Below are 17,607 nucleotides of genomic sequence, written 5' to 3'. Positions count from 1 at the left end.
CAGTTAAAAGGACACTGACAGCATGACCACCCAACAGAACGCGACGCCTGCACACGCCGTGGATGAATACAGCATCCTCGACAACATCATTGCCCAGACTTTGCTCGGCGCCGACGACGAAGCGTACGGGATTGCCAAGCGGGGCGTCTCGGCGTTTATCGAAGAACTGATCAAGCCGCAGAACAGCGGCGAGCCGGTCAAGAAACGTTTGGTCGACCGCATGATCGCCGAGATCGACACAAAGCTCAGCCAGCAAATGGACGAGATCCTGCACCACCCGGATTTTCAGGCGCTGGAAGCCGCCTGGCGTGGCTTGCAGTTACTGGTCGAACGCACCGACTTCCGTGAAAACATCAAGATCGAACTGCTGAACGTCTCGCGGCAGGACCTGCTGGATGATTTCGAAGACTCACCGGAAGTCACCCAGTCGGGGTTGTACAAGCATATCTACAGCGCTGAATACGGCCAGTTTGGTGGTCAACCGGTGGGCGCGGTGATCGCCAACTACTTTCTTTCCCCCAGTGCGCCCGACGTGAAGCTGATGCAATACGCTTCCAGTGTGGCCTGCATGGCCCACGCGCCTTTTATCGCTGCCGCCGGGCCGGGCTTTTTTGGCCTGGAAAGCTTCACCGGCCTGCCTGACCTCAAGGATCTCAAAGACCATTTCGAAGGTCCGCAGTTTGCCAAATGGCAAAGTTTCCGCCAGAGCGAAGACTCGCGCTACATCGGGTTGACGGTGCCGCGCTTTCTGCTGCGTACGCCTTACGATCCCCTTGAATGCCCGGTCAAGACCTTCGGGTACCAGGAAAATGTGGTGAACAGCCACGAGCACTATCTGTGGGGCAATACGGCCTATGCCTTCGCCACCCGGTTGACCGACAGCTTCGCGCGCTTTCGCTGGTGCCCGAATATCATCGGGCCGCAAAGCGGAGGGGCCGTGGAAGACTTGCCGTTGCATCACTTCCACAGCATGGGTGAAATCGAAACCAAGATTCCCACCGAAGTATTGGTGTCTGACCGGCGTGAATACGAGCTGGCGCAAGAGGGCTTCATTGCCCTGACGATGCGCAAGGGCAGCGACAACGCCGCGTTTTTCTCCGCCAGCTCGGTGCAGAAACCCAAGCAGTTCGGCATCAGCGCCGAGGGCAAGGATGCCGAACTGAATTATCGCCTGGGTACCCAACTGCCCTACATGATGGTGGTCAACCGCCTGGCCCATTACCTGAAGGTCTTGCAGCGTGAGCAACTGGGTTCGTGGAAGGAGCGCACCGACTTGGAACTGGAGCTCAACAAGTGGATTCGCCAGTACGTCGCCGACCAGGAAAACCCCAGTGCCGAAGTGCGTGGGCGGCGTCCATTGCGGGCGGCACGCATCGTTGTCAGTGACGTCGACGGTGAGCCTGGCTGGTATCGCGTGAACCTCAGCGTGCGACCGCACTTCAAGTACATGGGGGCGGATTTCACCCTGTCGCTTGTTGGCAAGCTCGATAAAGCATGAGCAGGGGGCAGGGGATGACCCACAACCGAAGCCTGTTCGAACGCCTTGATCGCCCGGATACTGCGCCCGTTTGCGGCGTGACGTCTGTAGCAGCCCACCTGGGGAAAATGCTCAGCATCCGCGCGGGCAGCGTTCTGACACTGGCGGACTATGGGTTGCCCGACCTCAATGATATGAACCAGAGCCTGCATGAGTCATTGAGCCAGTCGCGCCTGCTGATCGAGCGGTTTATCCGTGCTTATGAGCCGCGGTTAAAGGAGGTGCGGGTCATCGCGCTGCCACGGGATCACGACCCGTTGGCACTCGCATTTGTCATTGAGGCGGTGATGACGGGCGCTGGGGGCAAGCAACCAGTGGTTTTTACCGCGCGGCTGCGTGATGCCGGGCAGGTCGAGGTCTTGCCGGATGTCCTTTAATCGCTATTACCAGAGCGAGCTCAGTGCGCTGCGTCAACTGGGGCGACGTTTCTCCGAACGCAATCCGGCGCTCGCACCGTTTCTTGCCGAGCCCGGCCAGGATCCGGATGTCGAGCGGTTGCTGGAGGGCTTTGCGTTTCTCACGGGGCGCCTGCGGCAGAAACTGGACGACGAGTTGCCGGAGCTGACCCATTCCCTCATGCACTTGTTGTGGCCCAACTACATGCGGCCGATGCCTGCTTTCAGCATCCTGCAGTTTGATCCGCTGAAGCATGCGGGGCCGGGAGTGAGTGTTGCGCGGGATACACCGGTGGAAAGTGCGGCCATCAACGGCGAGTGCTGTCGCTTCCGTACCTGTTACGCCACACAGGTCCTGCCGCTGCAACTGAACGCTGTGGACTACAGCGTTCAGGGCCAGCAGGGCCGGTTAAGCCTGCGCCTGGAGATGAGTGCCGAAGGCAATTTCAGTGAGTGGACCTTCGATCAATTGCGCCTGCACCTGGCCGGCGATCGCTATCTCGGCCAAGGGTTGTACCTGGACCTGTTGCGCCATCTCGAAGGTATCGAGGTGTTGCCCTTCGGCCAGGATGGCTTGCCGGTCTGCGACGTTGATGGCCAGGCGCTCGCGCTGCGGCTCGGTGCCGACCAGGTGAGCCCGGTGGGATTCAACGAGGAGCACGCGTTGATTCCCTACCCGATGAATACTTTTCGCGGGTATCGCCATTTGCAGGAGTACTTCGCCTTTCCTGACAAATACCTGTTTGTCGACGTCGGCGGGCTGAATGCGCTGCGCAGCTTGCCGTCAGAGCAGCTCAGACAGGTGCGTGGGGTGGTGATGCGTTTCGAGCTGCGCAATCCGTGCCATGGGGCCCGGCACCCCACGCTGGAGAATGTGAAGCTGTACTGCACGCCGATCGTCAACCTGTTCAAGCATGACGCGGTGCCCATCCGCCTGGACGGCAAACAGGACGAGTACCTGCTGATTCCGGGGGAGTATTCGCGCGAACACGCCTGTGTGTTTTCCGTGGACAGCATCACCGGTTGGCAGCCCGGCGGGCAGGGGTATCGGACCTACGTACCGTTCGAGTCCTTCGAGCATGACGGCGCGACCGAGGCATCCAAGGCGTCACCCAGCTACAGCATCCGCCAACGCCCATCCGCACAGCACGCCGGGCTCGATACCTGGCTGGGATTCGACAGGGCGCCGGAGCACGATCAGGAAACGCTGTCTATCGAGTTGACCTGTACCAACCACAACCTGCCCAGGTTGCTTCAGATCGGGATGATCAACCAGCCATGCGAGCAGACACCCCAAGGGTTGTCGTTTCGGAACATCAGTGCACCGACGGCGAGTTTCTCACCGCCCCTGGACCAGGACTTTCTCTGGCGGCTTATCAGCAACCTGTCGCTCAACTACCTGTCACTGAGCGACATCAATGCCCTGAGGGTCATCCTCGAAACCTATGACTTGCCGCGCTACCACGACCGGCAAGCGCAGAAGGTCAGCGAGAGACGGCTGGGCGCATTGCACTCCGTCAGGCATGTGGCCGTCGACCGATTGCAGCGTGGCCTGCCGTTTCGAGGGTTACGCATCGACCTGACGATCGATCCGCAAGGCTTTCTCGGCCAGGGCGAAGTGTTTGTGTTCGCGTCGGTACTCAATGAGTTCTTCGCACTCTACGCCAGCCTGAATGCCTTCCACGAACTACGAGTCATCAGCACACAAGGAGACGTGTATCTATGGCCACCCCGGATGGGCCAGCAACCCCTGCTTTGACGGCGCTGTCCTGCGTCATCCGTGAGTACTCGCTGTTCCAGGCGGTTCTGCAGGTGATCAAGCGTCTGCGTGTTGCCCATCCGACCCTGGATGACGACGCGCTGTATGACCAGTTGGAGTTTCAGGCCAACCCGGGCCTGGGGTTTCCCGGTCACGATATTGACCGGGTGGAGTTTTTCGTTGAGCGCGGCCTGTTGCGAGCGCGGCTGCGCCTTAACGTGCTGGGCCTGTGCGGTGCCGGTTCGCCACTGCCTGCGTTTTATGGCGAGCAGGCGTTTGCCGACAGCGTAGGCGGCAACACGACGCGCGAGTTTCTCGACCTGTTTCACCATCGCCTGCAGCGGCTGATGCTGCCTATCTGGCGCAAATATCGCTATCGGGCGTGTTTCCAGGCGGGGGCGCGAGATGCTTTTTCCGAGCAGATGTTTGCCTTGATCGGCTTGCGGGGGCCGCAGATCCGCAACGCTGTGCCATTGAACTGCAAGCGGCTGCTGCCCTACCTGGGCTTGCTCAGCCTGCGCGCGCATTCGGCAGCCTTGATCGAAACGGTGCTGCGCTACTACTTCAAGCACCGTCGCGTGCACATCGAGCAATGGGTTGAACGCACGGTGGTGATTGCCGATTCACAGCGAAATCGCCTGGGTACTGCCAACAGTGTGCTGGGTGTGGACCAAGTGCTGGGAAGTCGGGTTGCCGATCGCAGCGGCAAGTTCAGGGTGCACGTGCAAGGTCTCGACTGGCAGCGCTTTCACGGGTTTTTACCCACGGGCACGGACTATCCATTGTTGTGTTCATTGGTGCGACTGACCGCACGGGACCCTCTGGAATATGACCTGCGCCTGGTGCTGGCCAAGGAATCGATAAGGCCATTGCACCTGGGCGAACAGAACGTTTGCCACCTCGGTTGGACCAGCTGGCTGACGCATGAATGCGCTGACGGTGTGGTCATTGTGGCCAGCAACGCTAATTAGGGATGAATCATCATGATGAATGTGGACCTGCAACACCTGATCCAGACGTTGACCGCCCAAGCCCGCCAGGACCTTGCCCGTTCAGCCGAGCGTTGTGTGGCTCGCGGCGGCACGCAGGTGCTGGTGGAAGACTTGCTGTTGGCCTTGCTGGACGATCACGAAGGCCTTCTGATGCGAGCGTTGGCGGATGCGGGGATCGACGCCGGCGAGCTGCAAGCCACCTTGCAACCCAAGGGCGAGTCGAGCGCGTCACGCAATCCGGTATTTGCCCTGGCGCTTGTGCAATGGCTGCAACAAGCCTGGATGGTTGCCCACCTGGAACTCAAACACACCGAAGTTGATCATGGCGCCTTGTTGCTGGCGCTGTTGCGCCATCCGTTGGAGCACGCAGGCAGTGGCTATCAGGCGGTGCTGAGCCGATTGGACACGCGGCGTGTGCAGGATTTTCTGATGGCCCAGACGCCTCGGCGTCCCTGCGCACCGAATGGCGAATCCTTGCTGGAACGCTTTACCCATGACCTGACGCGGCAGGCCCAGGACGGGCGTATCGACCCGGTGTTGTGTCGCGATGCCGAGATCCGGCAACTGATCGACATCCTTGTGCGCCGGCGCAAGAACAACCCGATTCTTGTCGGCGAAGCCGGGGTGGGGAAAACCGCAGTTGTCGAGGGCCTCGCCTTGCGTGTGGTCAGCTCGCAGGTGCCCGAACCTCTCAAGGGTGTACGAGTGCTGACGCTGGACCTGGGCTTGCTCCAGGCCGGTGCCAGTATCAAGGGTGAGTTCGAACGGCGCCTCAAGGGTGTGATCGATGAGATCAACGCGTCGGCGCAACCGGTGATCCTGTTTATCGACGAGGCTCATACGTTGGTCGGGGCGGGCGCCCAGGCCGGGTCCTCGGACGCGGCCAACCTGCTCAAGCCGGCCCTGGCGCGTGGCGAGTTGCGCACCATCGCCGCGACCACGTGGAGGGAATACAAACAGTACTTTGAAAAGGATCCTGCGCTGGCACGGCGTTTTCAGCCGGTGCTCATCGGTGAGCCGAGTGTCGACCAGGCGATTTCGATCCTGCGCGGATTGGTGCCGGTGTATGAGCGCAGCCATGGGGTCTACGTTCGTGACGATGCCGTCGTTGCGGCTGCACAGTTGAGCGCCCGTTACCTGGCAGGGCGTCAGTTGCCGGACAAGGCGGTGGATGTGCTGGACACCGCCTGTGCACGCTTGCGCACCAGCCGGGACAGCGCGCCCGAAGTGTTGCAACGCCTGTATGCCGAACAGGCGGCAGGTGCGCTGCAGCACCAGGCGTTGAGCCGTGACAGGGACACCGGGCTTGTCGTCGATGAACAGGCCTTGCAGGCGTTGAACCTGCGCATGGCGGCAGTGGAATGCGAGCGGCAGCCGCTGGAGCAACAGTGGCTGGAGCGGCAAGCGTCTGCGCAACACGTGTGCCCGCGCCTGGTCGCGCAGGTCATCAGCGCCTGGACCGGCATCCCCGTTGAACAGCTGGCCCTTGAGACCAATGAGCGGGTTATGGGGTTTGCCGACGCGTTGCGTTCGCGCCTCCTTGGCCAGGAGCAAGCCGTACAGGCCCTTGATCGCAACCTGCGCGCGGTGGCCGCCGGGCTCAACAAGGTCGACGCACCCGTCGGGGTGTTCCTGCTGGTGGGCCCGAGTGGCGTGGGCAAGACCGAGACGGCCCTGGCCCTTGGTGACCTGCTGTACGGCGGCGAGCGTTTCGTCACCACCCTCAACATGACCGAGTATCAGGAAAAACATGCGCTGTCGCGGCTGATTGGCGCACCACCCGGCTATATCGGCTATGGCGAGGGCGGGGTGCTCACGCAAGCCGTGCGCCAACGTCCGTATTCAGTGGTGCTGCTCGATGAGGTGGAGAAAGCCGACCCGGACGTGTTGAACCTGTTCTATCAGATTTTCGACAAAGGGCTGGCCAATGACGGCGAAGGGCGGGAGGTGGATTTTCGCAACACGTTGTTCCTGATGACCTCCAACCTCGGCAGTGAGGCCGTCGGCGACTTGTGCGCGGATGGCCGGCGCCCGGATGTGCAGGTGTTGCAAGAAGCGCTTGAACCGCTGCTGCGTGCCCACTTCAAGCCCGCATTGCTGGCGCGGATGCGGGTGGTGCCGTACTACCCGCTCACCGGTGAGCTGCTGCATGAAATGGCCCGGCTCAAGTTGGAGCGCCTCGGGCAAAGGCTGCAACTGCGCAAGCTCGCCTTCAGCTACACGCCTGAGCTGGTGGCGTACATGGCTGAGCGGTGTACCCATGGTGACAGCGGTGCCCGGTATATCGATCAATGGATCGAGATCCACTTGCTGCCACAGGTGGTGGATCGGTTGCTGGAGACCATGGCCAGTGGCGAGCCCCTGTCGCGGGTGCATGCCGGCCTGGGCAGCCGTGGCGAGCCCAGCTGCGAGTTCAGCCAATGACGGATGACCGCTTGAACCCGCTGACCCATCCCGTGGCTTACGCCGAGGCGTTGCTGGCCTGGTTCGCCCGCTTGGGCATCGATGGCGACGAGACGACGTTGGCGGGTCTGTGTGTCGAGGCGGCCGCGCAACTGAGTCAGTGCGAACTCAGCCAATTGTATTGGCGCGACGAGCCAACCGGCGGACTGCGCCTGATTGCCGAGCATTTGCCTGCGGGACTGCCGGCCGCCGAGCCGGTTTTAAACGCGGACTTCCAGTGTGAGCAAGTGCTGCAGCATGTGCTCAGTCAGCGAAAGGGCCTTTGCATTGATGACCTGCCGACCAGCGTCTACGACACCGGGTTCTTGCCCGCGATGGCGACGCCTTGGCATTCATTGTTGTGCGTGCCGCTGTTCAACCGGCAGAAGACCCTCGCGGGCGTATTGCTGTGTGCGAGCCACCACTCGAAACCGTTGCAGGACTACAGCGTTTCCCTCGGCCATCTGGCGAGCTTCGCCTTGATGCAACTGGCGTTGCTGCGACGGATGCGCACTGCGCAAAGTGTCGCGCAGCCGCAGGACTGTGCGCCCGTTCCTCGCGCGGCGTTGGGCTTGATCGGCAACAGCACGGCCATGGATGCCACCTGTCGACTGATCGCCAAGGTGATGGGGACCCCATACACGGTGCTGCTGCGCGGCGAAACCGGTACCGGCAAAGAGGTGGTGGCACGCGCCATCCATGCCGCGGGGCCGCGCAGCAGCAAGGCTTTTGTGGTGCAAAACTGCGCGGCCGTTCCGGAAGGCCTGCTGGAAAGCGAACTGTTCGGTTACCGCAAGGGCGCCTTCACAGGCGCCGAACGCAACCACGCAGGGCTGTTTGATACGGCGCACGGTGGCACTTTGCTCCTGGACGAGATCGGCGATATGCCGCTGTCGCTGCAGGCCAAACTGTTGCGGGTATTGCAGGAAGGTGAAATTCGCCCATTGGGGTCCGCAGCGGCGCATAAAGTCGATGTACGCATCATTGCCGCGACCCATCGAGACCTCGCCGCGATGGTGGCGCTTGGGACCTTTCGTGAAGACCTGTACTACCGGCTGGCGCAATTTCCGATTGAACTGCCGGCCCTGCGTGAGCGCGATGGCGATGTACTGCTGCTGGCGCGTGATTTCACGCAACAGGCCTGCACTGCCCTGGGGCGCGCGCCCGTGGAGTGGTCGAGTGCTGCGCTGGATCAGCTCTCCAGGCATGGTTTTCCCGGCAATGTGCGCGAACTCAAATGCCTGGTGGAGCGCGCGGTGCTGCTCTGTGACGACGGCGTGATCCTGCCGGAGCACCTGTCCTTGTCAGCGGTGCGCACCGATGAACCCGTCGACACCACGTTGCGCCAACGCCTGGAGAGGGTGGAGCGCGTATTCCTGATCGACTGCCTGCACAAGAACCGTGGCAATCGCACGCGTACCGCTCGCGAGCTGGGCGTCGCGCGCCGCACGCTGCTCTATCGGCTGGCCCGCCTGAAGATTCCCATGGGCGATGCCCGCGAGGAGGGCTGAATGAGTGCGTGTGCATACCTGATTTCCCTGGGAGGAACCTGATGCCTTTTCGTCCGTGGCAAGCCGTGGTGCTTGTGTTGTGTTTGCTGGGTGGCTGCAACGCCAATTATGTCTTTGATGATGCTGACTATCGTCCGTTGGGTGATCCCCAGGCGGCTCGTCGCGGCCATTGAACCGGGAGGTCCTGCAATGCAATTAGTGCTTGAAGTGTGTGAAGCCGCGAGGGGTGAGTTGCCGGCGCGCAAAACGTTTGACGGCATCGGCGGCGTGATCGGTCGTGGCAAGGCGTGTGACTGGATCATTCCGGACACCGCGCGTTTGATCTCCAGTCACCATGGCCTGGTCAGCTACCGTGACGGTGGCTACTTCCTCACCGATATCAGCAGCAACGGTATCGGTGTGTCCGGCAGCGTGGAGCGGCTCTGCAAGGGGCAGGCGCGGTTGATCAACGAGGGCGATGTTTACCAACTGGGCGCGACGCAGATTCGAGCCCGGCTGATCGGACATCAGCGCCATCCAGGCGTCCCGGGGCAACCCATTCCCGACGATGCGTTCCTGGGGTTGGACCCGCTCCAAGCGCTGGAGCGTGAACAACGCGGTGGCGAATCATCGCCAGAGCTGGACGCGTTGGACACGTGCACAGACGCGGTCGGTCACTCGATGGATCACCGGGCTGTGGACCATGACCACCTGGTCGTGCCTCAGTGGGCTGAGCCGGTCAGGGAGATTGAGTCGCCACAACCCGACAGGATTGCCCCGGCAACCACAGAGACCTTCTGGGCGCAGTTCGGCGAGGCGTTGGGCATGCAGGTGGATATGCTCGATATTCCCGGGCGCGAAGCCCTGGCGATCAAGGCCGCCGGGTTGCTCAGGCAAACCATCGATGGTTTGCAGCAAGGTCTGCGAACCCGCGACGAGCTGTACACCGAGATGGGCATGGATGGCTGCACTCCGGTGATGCGTCAGAACCCCTTGAAAGACTGCGGCGATCCCCAGGCGGCCCTCGCGTCGCTGTTGGGTGGTGGCGATCCGCGCCAATGCCAGGCCGAGCGCGCGGTCGTCCAGGCGTGGCAGGAATTGCAAGTGCATCAACTGGCCCTGGTCGTGGCTTGCCGTACCGCCGTGCGCAGCGCATTCGCGCGCTTTGCGCCAGGCCATCTGCTGCTGTGTTTCGAACGCGAGGGTAAGCCGCGTCGTTTGCTCACCGATGGCGCGCACTGGCGCGCTTACCAACGCCACTACCGTCGGTTGAGCGACGAGGCCTGTCCGGAGGAGCCGCTATTGCGCATTGATTTTTCCAAAGCCTATACGGAACAGGTGCGCCTGATCTCCACCCTGCACGCGGCGTACCCTGGATGATGTTCATGTATCGATTTGCATCAATGGTAGTAGCGCTGGGCCTGTTGGTCGGTTGCAGCAGCGTGTCGCCTTTTTCGACCCTGACCAAGCTGGACCTGACGTTGACGGCCAGCGACGAGGTCAACCCCGATCTTCATGGCCGTCCTTCGCCGGTGGTCGTGCATTTGCTCGAGCTGCGGCATCCCGTGGCATTCGAGCATGCCGACTTTTTCAGCCTGTATGGCCGGGCCGAACAGTCCCTGCCCAAAGACTGGGTCAGCAGCGAAGAACTGACACTGCGGCCCGGGGAGCGGTTGGCGCTCAAGCTTGGCGTTGGGCCGCACAGTCGTTACGTCGGCGTCCTGGCGGCCTATCGCGATTTGCCCCATGTGCAATGGCGGCTGGTGTTGCCGGTCATGCCAGCGCACCTGACGCGTGCCGACCTGGTGCTGGACCAGACCGGTATTCGTTTCGCCGTCCCGCACACCGACAGGCAGGAGGATTGAAATGCAGGTGCATAACGTTATCTGGCGCGAAGGCATGCTGCTCAAGCCCCAGCATTTGCAGCACAACGATCGCTACTACCATCAGCAACTCAACCGCACACGGTTACTGGCCGGTGATGCCTGGGGGTTCCTCACCCTGGAAGTCGACTTGCAGTACCTCAATCTGGGCAAGGTGGTGGTCAACCAGGCCAGCGGTGTATTGCCGGACGGCAGCTTGTTCGAGCTGAGCGGCGCGATGCAACCCCTGGTGTTGCAGGTGCCCGCCGACGCTGGCCCGCAAGCCGTGTACCTGGCCTTGCCATTGGTGACCTTGAATCAGATTGAAGTGCGCAACCCTGAGCAAGTCGATGTGCTGGCGCGCTATGTGGCCTGTGAAACCGAGATTGGCGATTCCAACGCCGGCGTCGACTCGCGCTGCCAGATCAACTGTGCACGCCCGGACCTGCGCCTGATCCTGGGAGAACAGGCCAGTGACCCGTGCTACGTGAAACTGCAGGTCGCCCGGTTGCTGGACTCGACCCGCGAAGGCGGGGTGCGGCTGGACACGGATTTCGTCCCGACGTTCATCTATCTCCAGGAGGCCGGCTATGTGTCGTCGTGCGTCAAGGAGGTGATCAGTCTACTTGCAAGCCGTGGCGATGCGATCGCCGCGCGCGTCCAGGGTAATGGCACCTCCGCAGGCGCACAGGTCGGCGACTTTCTGATGCTGCAACTGATCAATCGCGCCGAATTGATTGTGCGTCACTACCTGGGCCAGACCCAGGTTCGTCCAGAGGCAGTGTACCGCGAGTTGCTGTCGATTCTCGGCGAGCTATCGACGTTTGCGACCGATAGCAAGCGTGCGCAATGGGACGTGCATTACCGGCACGCCGACCAGGGTGCGAGCTTTCGCGGCTTGATGGTCGGCTTGCGCGCCGTGCTGTCGTCGGTGCTCGAACAGCATGCCATTGAGCTGGTGTTGCAACCGCGCCAGTACGGGGTGCTGGTCTGCCCGGTGAGTGATCTCAAGTTACTCGGGACGGCGACGTTTATCCTGGCAGCCGCCGCGCAGTGTGATGCGCAAGAGCTGCGCCATCGACTGCCCGCCCACCTGAAGATCGGCCCCGTGGAGCGCATCCGCGAACTGGTCAACCTGCATCTCGCCGGTATCAAGGTCAAGCCACTGCCGGTGGCGCCGCGACAGATTCCGTTTCACGCCAACAAGACCTATTTCATGCTCGAACTCAGTGCCCGTGACATCACGCAGTTGGAGCAGTCGGGTGGTTTTGCCTTCCATGCCAGCGGCGAGTTCGCCGAGCTGGAACTCAACTTCTGGGCCATCAGGAACTGACTGCCATGAACAGGGAAAGTGAATACGCGCAGGATGAGAAAACCGTGCTGCTTGATCGCGACGGGGTCGGACCGGCGCAGGGGCCGTTGACGGACGCTCCCTCGCCACCGCGCTTCGAGCAACTGGAAGACCGGATGATCTACACCGCCCGCCTGCAGGAGGCCCAGCGCTTCAATATGGGCCCCAATGCGTTGTTGGCGGCGGCGTGGGAACTGCTGTCGCAGGTGGTACAGCTCAAGGCCAGCGCCGGGCGTGAAAACCTGCAGGTCCTCAATGAGCGGCTGTCATCCGGCGTGGCGATGTTTGAGGCGCATGCCTTGCAACAGGGCGGCGAGGCGGGCCAGGTGATGTCGGCGCGTTATGTGTTGTGCAGTGTGATTGACGAGGCGGTGGTCACCACGGCGTGGGGCAGTCGCAGTGAGTGGCCGCGGATAAGCCTGTTGAGTCGCTTTCACAATGAAACGTTTGGCGGCGAGAAATTTTTCCAGCTGCTTGAGCGGCTGTCGCGTGATCCCTTCAAGCACGTGGCGATGCTGGAGTTGATGTACCTCTGCCTGTCGATCGGCTTTGAAGGCAAATACCGTGTCATGGAGCGAGGCGGGGCCCAGCTCGATTCGGTGAGGGATGCCTTGTACCGACAGATCAAGCATGTGCGGGGTGATCGTCCCTCGATGGCCGCACCGTCCGGTGCAGCGCAGGGCCGCCATTCTCGAATTCGCATGCTCTCTACCCCTGCGGTCGTGGCCGTAGGGTTGGCCGCTGTGCTGGCGATGTACCTGAGTTTTGCCTGGGTGCTGGGCAAGGAGCGCATGACGGTGTTGCAACCTCTTCAACTGTTGGCGTCGGCTCAGGCTCGAACGCCCTTGTAACGCTGGGAGCAAGGAATGAACGCATTCTTCAAGGGCGCGGGCAGGGTGCTGCGCAAAATCTGGGTCTGGAGCCTGTTGCTGGTGTTCGCCGGCGCACTGCTGGTGTGGTGCTTCGGGCCATTGCTGGCCGTCGATGACTATCGTTTCTGGCACAGTGCGACGGCGCGCCTGCTGACCATCAGTGGCTTGTTCCTGCTGTGGGGGCTGGCAATGGTGTTGGTGGATGCGCGCCGGTCGGCGCGGCTCAACCAGCCGGAACACCAGGCGAAGCACCAGCACCAAGGGCTGATCAGCAATGAACGCCAGCAGGTGCGCGGACGCTTCAAGGAGGCGCTGCAGACACTGAAAAGCACCCGCCGCTACGGTGAGCGCAGCGAGCGTTGGCGCAGCGAGTTGCCCTGGTATTTGCTGATCGGGCAACAGGGCAGCGGCAAGACTCACTTGCTGGCCGCCAGTGGCCTGCAAGGTCCGCTTGATCGAACCGGGCCCGCCCCTCTGGGGGCGACCTCCTGCTGTGATTGGTATTTCGCCGACGAAGCGGTGCTGGTGGAGACTGCCGGCCGTTACCTGACTCAGCCTGACCCTTCAGTGGATGCGGCCGGATGGTCGACATTGCTGGGTCTGCTGAAGGCACGGCGCAGGGCGCGGCCGCTCAATGGCGTGGTGGTGACGTTGTCGGTGGACACGTTGCTGGGCAGCAATGAGCATGATCTGGAAATGCAGGCGCGTCATGTGCATAGCCGCCTGCAGGACATCCAGCAAAGTTTGCACGTGGATGTGCCGGTTTACCTGGTGTTGACCCAGGCCGACCGGTTGGCGGGCTTTGCCGAATTCTTTGATGTGCTGCAAGGCGACGGCCCGGAGGACGTCTTCGGCGGGCGCCTGGAGACCGACGGGGCCGGCGTGGAGATCGCCCAGGTGAGAGCCGCGTTCGAGGCACTGTTGCAACGCCTTGGGGCGGAGTTGATCCCGCGTTTGCACCAGGAGCGAAACCTCGAGCGACGTGGCCTGATTCTCGATTTCCCACGGCAGGCTGCCCGTCTCGGCGAGCGCTTGTGCCTGTTCGTCGAGGCGGCGTTTTCCGCTCATCGCTACCAGCGTATCAATGGGTTGCATGGGTTCTACCTGACCTGTGCGAAGACGAGCGAGGTGCGCGCGCATTTTGTCCAAGCCCTGTTCAACCGCGTGATTTTTGCCGGGGCCGACCTTGCCGGGCTGCAGGCTCCGGAACGGCATCGTCTGCGACGACGCCAAGGATTGCTGGCGTTGACGGCAGCGTTGGTCCTCGGCGCTGCGGCGGTGTTGTGGGGGCACAGTTATTCGTTCAACCATCAACGCCTGGCGCAACTGCCGGAGCTGCTCAAGCCTGCGCCACCCACGCCACCCGGTGCAGACGAGACCCTGGTATTGCTGGCGCTGCTGGACAATCGCCTGGCGGCGACGCGGGTGTTTGCACCGTTGGCAGAGGTGCGCTGGGTGGATCGGGCCGGGTTGTACCAGGGGCAGGTGAGTCGGCCGGTGTTGGCCAACGCTTATGAGCAAACCCTGCTTCAGCAACTGCTGCCGCAGGTGAGCCGCCTGCTGGAGGAGCAGTTGCAGAACAGCCTTGGCGAGCGTGAACGACTGCTGGAGACCCTGCGCGCGTACCTGATGCTCAATCTGCGCGAGCGGCGCGACACCCGCTGGTTGACCGAGCATCTGGCTGGCCTGTGGTCTGCGCGTTATGCCGGGGATATGTCAGTGCAGACGCGGTTGAATGAGCACTTTGCGCGGTTGCTGGAGCAACCGTTCGCAGTGCCCGTGAACGAGGCGCTCGTCGCCCAGGCGCGCCAGGTATTGCGCGGTGAGTCGCTGGCAGACGTGGTCTACCGGACATTGCGCGAGCAGGCCAGCAACCTCGAACCTTATCGGTTGGCCGAGAGTCCGGTGTTCTCCCCACTGGAGCCGCCCATCCCCGGCTTCTACACCAAGAGATACCTGCAGTATTTCGAGAAGCAGGGCCCCCGGCTGGTGAATGCAATCGCCCAGGACAACTGGGTGCTCGGAGAGGGCACCGACCTCAGTCCGATGGATTTGCGCAGCTTGATGCTGGCGTTGGAGCAGCGCTACTTCAGTGAGTATGCCGATGCCTGGAGCCAGGCCCTCAGCCGCATCCGGCTGCAGGAAAGCGACGACCTGAGGCAAATGGCCGACCAGCTTGCAAGCCTCACATCAGCCCAGTCTGCATGGGTCCAGCTGTTGCAGCAGGTCCGTGAAAACACTCAGCTGTTGCCGATCCATGAACGGCTTGAGGCGATCGGCCAGCAGGCGGGCGCAGCAGGTGTGGCAGTGCCTGGCGCCTTGCTCGCGCAGGTCGTCCCCGATGCCGCCCGGCGCGCGCTACAGCGTCGCTTCGAGCCTTTGCATCAGCTGCTTGATGAAACGCAAAATCCAGGAGCCAAGCTCACACAGGCATTGCGCCTGCTCGATGAGTTACACCTGCAACTGTCGGCGCTGAACCGGGAAAGCTCGCCGGAGCAGGCCGCGTTCAAACTGGTCAAGCAACGCATGGAGGGGCAGCAGCCGCTGTTGGGCAACCTGCGCGATGCCGCTACGCGCTTGCCGTTGCCGCTCAAGGGCTGGGTCGAAGGCATTGCTGATCAGACTTGGCGTCACCTGCTCGATGACGCGTATCGGCACGTGAACCAGCGTTACCACAGTGAAGTTTACGCCTTTTACGCCAAGGCGATCCAGCGTCGATACCCGTTCAATGCGCATGCCGGCAGTGATGTTGCCTTGGGCGATTTCCAGGAGTTTTTCAAACCGCGGGGGGCTATGGCGCGCTTCCATGAGGGCTACCTGCGGCCTTTCGTCAGCGTCGAGGGCGCGCGTTTTCGCTTGCGAAGCGTGGATGGGCGCAGCCTGCCGATGTCGCGTTCACTGCTGGAGCAACTTAACAAGGCCCAGATCATTCGCCAGGGTTTTTTCACCGAGGAGCAGGGGGAGTGGGCGGTTCGATTCACCCTGGCGCCCTATAGCCTGGACCAGGCGGTGAGCCGGGCGATCCTGCAGGTGGGTGAGCAGCAGTTGGAATACCGTCATGGTCCGATCGTGCCGATGGCCTTTCATTGGCCTGGCGAGGCGGACAACCGGCGCAGCAGCCTGGTGCTGGAGCGCGGTGCGCAACGGCCACTGGGGATTGAAAAGAACAACGGGGACTGGTCGCTGTTTCGCCTGTTCGATCTGATGCAGAGTGAGCCGGCCAGCGGCAGGGAAGCGCAGATCATCAAGGCCGACCTTGCCGGCCTGCGCGCCAATTACCTGCTGACCAGCCAGCGCAATCCCAGCCCGTTCCAGATGGCGGCCTGGCGCACCTTCCGCTTGCCGGAGCAATTGTGAGCCAACGACCGGCCTGGCGCAGCGCCGGGCGTACCCTGCAAGGCAAGGCGCGCCCGCGCAACGAGGACGCGTTTCTCGATGCACCGCAGGCCGGTTGTTGGGCGGTGGCGGATGGAATGGGCGGCCACCAGTCGGGGGACGTGGCCAGCCAGCGGGTGATCAGTAGCCTGGCGGCGTTGCCTGAGGGTGGCTCTTTCGAGCAACGCATCGATGCGATCCGGGTTTGCCTGCGCGGGCTCGACAGTCAGTTGGGCCAGGTGCTTGCGCAACCGGGCATCGTTGGCAGTACGGTGGTCGCCTTGCTGCTTGAAACCAGCCGTGCGGCCTGCATCTGGGCCGGGGACAGCCGCTGCTACCTGTGGCGTGGGCAGCGCCTGTACCAATTGTCGCGTGACCACTCGCTGCAACAGCAGTTGATGGACACGCAGCAACTGAGCCTGGAACAGGCCCAGGCCCATCCGAGCGCCAGGGCCTTGACCCGTGCGATTGGCGCGCGCCGACCGCTCAGCCTGGAGGTCCTGGAACTGCGCACGCGCCCAGGCGACGTGTTTTTGTTGTGCAGCGATGGGCTCTATCAAGGGCTCAGCCATGGTCAACTCGGCAGCGCCATGAGCCTGGACGCACCCTGGCAAGTGGTGGAGCGCTTGTTCACCGACGTGTTGCGCGGGCCGGCGCGGGATGACCTCACCGCTGTGGTGATCCAGCCATGAGCGTCGCTGCAGCCTTGCCGAATCTGTTGGCGGGGCGTTATCAACTGGAGCGCATACTCGGCAGTGGGGGCATGGGCGTGGTCTATCGTGCCCGCGACCTGCTGCATGAGGCGTTTGGCGAGCCCAGCGCCGGCATCGCGCTGAAGGTGTTGGGCGAGACATTGTCCGCGTCTTCCGATGCCCATGTGTTGCTCTACAGCGAATTCGCCCTGACCCGCAGCGTGCGGCATGACCACGTGGTACGGGCGTTCGCTTTCGAGGTCGATACGGTTCATCAGCTGGCATTCTTTACCATGGAGCTGATGCAGGGCATGACCCTGGACCGGGTGCTCAAGGGCTGTTTGCAAGGATTGCCGTGGCATGAACTGCAGCCCCTGGCCTTGCAACTGCTCGACGCGCTCGCCTGCAGCCATCGGCAAGGCATCCTGCATGGCGATGTGAAACCCGCCAATATCATGCTGGGAGAGCAGGGGCTGCGCTTGTTCGATTTCGGCCTGGGTTACGCCGAAGCGCAGGAAGCGGCGGGGCTGCCGGGCTTGAGCCGGGGCCGCTTGAACGCCTGGACACCGGCGTATGCGGCGCCGGAACTGATGGCCGGTGGCGCACTGTCGGCCCGTACCGATCTGTATGGCGCTGCGTGTGTGCTGTATGACTTGGCCCAGGGGCAGCGCCCCGGTGGGCGCCAGCTTGATCAGCAGCTGCTACGGCCACGACGTTTGCCCAGGCACTGTTGGCCGGCGCTGCGTTCAGCCCTGGCGGCCGATCCGGAGCAGCGGAACGTGAGCATCGCCGAGTTGCGCGAGGCGCTGGCTGGCCCTCGGCGGCGCTGGTTCCTCTAGT

14 protein-coding genes are annotated in these 17,607 nt (G+C 62.5%); all 14 read left to right on the top strand.

What is annotated here, in order from left to right; translation table 11 throughout:
* Nucleotides 1–22 precede the first annotated feature (22 nt).
* From tssC to JFU04_RS16355, 14 genes are read left to right on the top strand one after another with little or no spacing between them, the layout of a single operon-like run.
* On the top strand, nucleotides 23–1,498 hold the full coding sequence (gene tssC, locus JFU04_RS16415) for a type VI secretion system contractile sheath large subunit (RefSeq protein ID WP_065907797.1): 1,476 nt from the start codon (nucleotides 23–25) through the stop codon (nucleotides 1,496–1,498).
* A gap of 14 nt (nucleotides 1,499–1,512) precedes the next feature.
* A complete protein-coding gene (gene tssE / locus JFU04_RS16410) occupies nucleotides 1,513–1,914 on the top strand; it encodes a type VI secretion system baseplate subunit TssE (RefSeq protein WP_201144956.1) in 402 nt (133 codons plus the stop codon).
* Entirely contained in the window at nucleotides 1,904–3,691 is a 1,788-nt protein-coding gene (gene tssF / locus JFU04_RS16405; protein ID WP_201144954.1) for a type VI secretion system baseplate subunit TssF, read from the top strand. Before tssE ends, tssF begins: the two co-directional genes overlap by 11 nt.
* Nucleotides 3,655–4,662 (top strand): type VI secretion system baseplate subunit TssG, encoded by a 1,008-nt coding sequence (gene tssG / locus JFU04_RS16400; protein WP_065907802.1) that lies wholly within the window; start codon nucleotides 3,655–3,657, stop codon nucleotides 4,660–4,662. The genes tssF and tssG overlap by 37 nt, the downstream gene beginning before the upstream one ends.
* Before the next feature lie 12 nt (nucleotides 4,663–4,674).
* On the top strand, nucleotides 4,675–7,107 hold the full coding sequence (locus JFU04_RS16395) for an AAA family ATPase (RefSeq protein WP_201144952.1): 2,433 nt from the start codon (nucleotides 4,675–4,677) through the stop codon (nucleotides 7,105–7,107).
* On the top strand, nucleotides 7,104–8,636 hold the full coding sequence (locus JFU04_RS16390; protein WP_201144950.1) for a sigma-54-dependent Fis family transcriptional regulator: 1,533 nt from the start codon (nucleotides 7,104–7,106) through the stop codon (nucleotides 8,634–8,636). The genes JFU04_RS16395 and JFU04_RS16390 overlap by 4 nt, the downstream gene beginning before the upstream one ends.
* A gap of 41 nt (nucleotides 8,637–8,677) precedes the next feature.
* Nucleotides 8,678–8,809, top strand: a complete 132-nt coding sequence (locus JFU04_RS30285; RefSeq protein ID WP_242485911.1) for a type VI secretion protein — start codon at nucleotides 8,678–8,680, stop codon at nucleotides 8,807–8,809.
* 16 nt (nucleotides 8,810–8,825) lie between these two features.
* Nucleotides 8,826–9,995 (top strand): type VI secretion system-associated FHA domain protein TagH, encoded by a 1,170-nt coding sequence (gene tagH / locus JFU04_RS16385; RefSeq protein WP_201144947.1) that lies wholly within the window; start codon nucleotides 8,826–8,828, stop codon nucleotides 9,993–9,995.
* 5 nt (nucleotides 9,996–10,000) lie between these two features.
* The gene (gene tssJ / locus JFU04_RS16380; RefSeq protein ID WP_065907870.1) at nucleotides 10,001–10,480 is read left to right on the top strand and encodes a type VI secretion system lipoprotein TssJ; all 480 of its coding nucleotides are present in this window, start codon (nucleotides 10,001–10,003) and stop codon (nucleotides 10,478–10,480) included.
* Between the two features lies 1 nt (nucleotide 10,481).
* Nucleotides 10,482–11,810: a type VI secretion system baseplate subunit TssK gene (gene tssK, locus JFU04_RS16375; RefSeq protein ID WP_201144945.1), complete on the top strand. Its 1,329-nt coding sequence runs from the start codon at nucleotides 10,482–10,484 to the stop codon at nucleotides 11,808–11,810.
* A gap of 5 nt (nucleotides 11,811–11,815) precedes the next feature.
* A complete protein-coding gene (gene icmH / locus JFU04_RS16370; RefSeq protein ID WP_201144943.1) occupies nucleotides 11,816–12,679 on the top strand; it encodes a type IVB secretion system protein IcmH/DotU in 864 nt (287 codons plus the stop codon).
* Nucleotides 12,680–12,694: 15 nt separating this feature from the next.
* A complete protein-coding gene (tssM, locus tag JFU04_RS16365) occupies nucleotides 12,695–16,057 on the top strand; it encodes a type VI secretion system membrane subunit TssM (protein WP_201144941.1) in 3,363 nt (1,120 codons plus the stop codon).
* Nucleotides 16,054–16,767 (top strand): protein phosphatase 2C domain-containing protein, encoded by a 714-nt coding sequence (locus tag JFU04_RS16360; protein WP_201144939.1) that lies wholly within the window; start codon nucleotides 16,054–16,056, stop codon nucleotides 16,765–16,767. The genes tssM and JFU04_RS16360 overlap by 4 nt, the downstream gene beginning before the upstream one ends.
* Nucleotides 16,764–17,606: a serine/threonine-protein kinase gene (locus JFU04_RS16355; protein WP_201144937.1), complete on the top strand. Its 843-nt coding sequence runs from the start codon at nucleotides 16,764–16,766 to the stop codon at nucleotides 17,604–17,606. The genes JFU04_RS16360 and JFU04_RS16355 overlap by 4 nt, the downstream gene beginning before the upstream one ends.
* The last annotated feature ends 1 nt before the right edge of the window (nucleotide 17,607 follow it).

Origin of the sequence: Pseudomonas sp. TH21, assembly GCF_016651025.1 — a bacterium.
Classification (GTDB): Bacteria; Pseudomonadota; Gammaproteobacteria; order Pseudomonadales; family Pseudomonadaceae; genus Aquipseudomonas; species Aquipseudomonas aylmerensis.
The sequence above is the reverse complement of the archived record's forward strand: the minus strand, read 5'-3'. Positions and strand labels throughout refer to the sequence as shown.

What these genes read in the sequence shown, in the direction of transcription:
- tssC (WP_065907797.1), top strand. Translation starts at nt 23, where the DNA reads ATGACCACCCAACAGAACGCGACGCCTGCACACGCCGTGGATGAATAC.
- tssE (WP_201144956.1), top strand. Translation starts at nt 1,513, where the DNA reads ATGACCCACAACCGAAGCCTGTTCGAACGCCTTGATCGCCCGGATACT.
- tssF (WP_201144954.1), top strand. Translation starts at nt 1,904, where the DNA reads ATGTCCTTTAATCGCTATTACCAGAGCGAGCTCAGTGCGCTGCGTCAA.
- tssG (WP_065907802.1), top strand. Translation starts at nt 3,655, where the DNA reads ATGGCCACCCCGGATGGGCCAGCAACCCCTGCTTTGACGGCGCTGTCC.
- JFU04_RS16395 (WP_201144952.1), top strand. Translation starts at nt 4,675, where the DNA reads ATGATGAATGTGGACCTGCAACACCTGATCCAGACGTTGACCGCCCAA.
- JFU04_RS16390 (WP_201144950.1), top strand. Translation starts at nt 7,104, where the DNA reads ATGACGGATGACCGCTTGAACCCGCTGACCCATCCCGTGGCTTACGCC.
- JFU04_RS30285 (WP_242485911.1), top strand. Translation starts at nt 8,678, where the DNA reads ATGCCTTTTCGTCCGTGGCAAGCCGTGGTGCTTGTGTTGTGTTTGCTG.
- tagH (WP_201144947.1), top strand. Translation starts at nt 8,826, where the DNA reads ATGCAATTAGTGCTTGAAGTGTGTGAAGCCGCGAGGGGTGAGTTGCCG.
- tssJ (WP_065907870.1), top strand. Translation starts at nt 10,001, where the DNA reads ATGTATCGATTTGCATCAATGGTAGTAGCGCTGGGCCTGTTGGTCGGT.
- tssK (WP_201144945.1), top strand. Translation starts at nt 10,482, where the DNA reads ATGCAGGTGCATAACGTTATCTGGCGCGAAGGCATGCTGCTCAAGCCC.
- icmH (WP_201144943.1), top strand. Translation starts at nt 11,816, where the DNA reads ATGAACAGGGAAAGTGAATACGCGCAGGATGAGAAAACCGTGCTGCTT.
- tssM (WP_201144941.1), top strand. Translation starts at nt 12,695, where the DNA reads ATGAACGCATTCTTCAAGGGCGCGGGCAGGGTGCTGCGCAAAATCTGG.
- JFU04_RS16355 (WP_201144937.1), top strand. Translation starts at nt 16,764, where the DNA reads ATGAGCGTCGCTGCAGCCTTGCCGAATCTGTTGGCGGGGCGTTATCAA.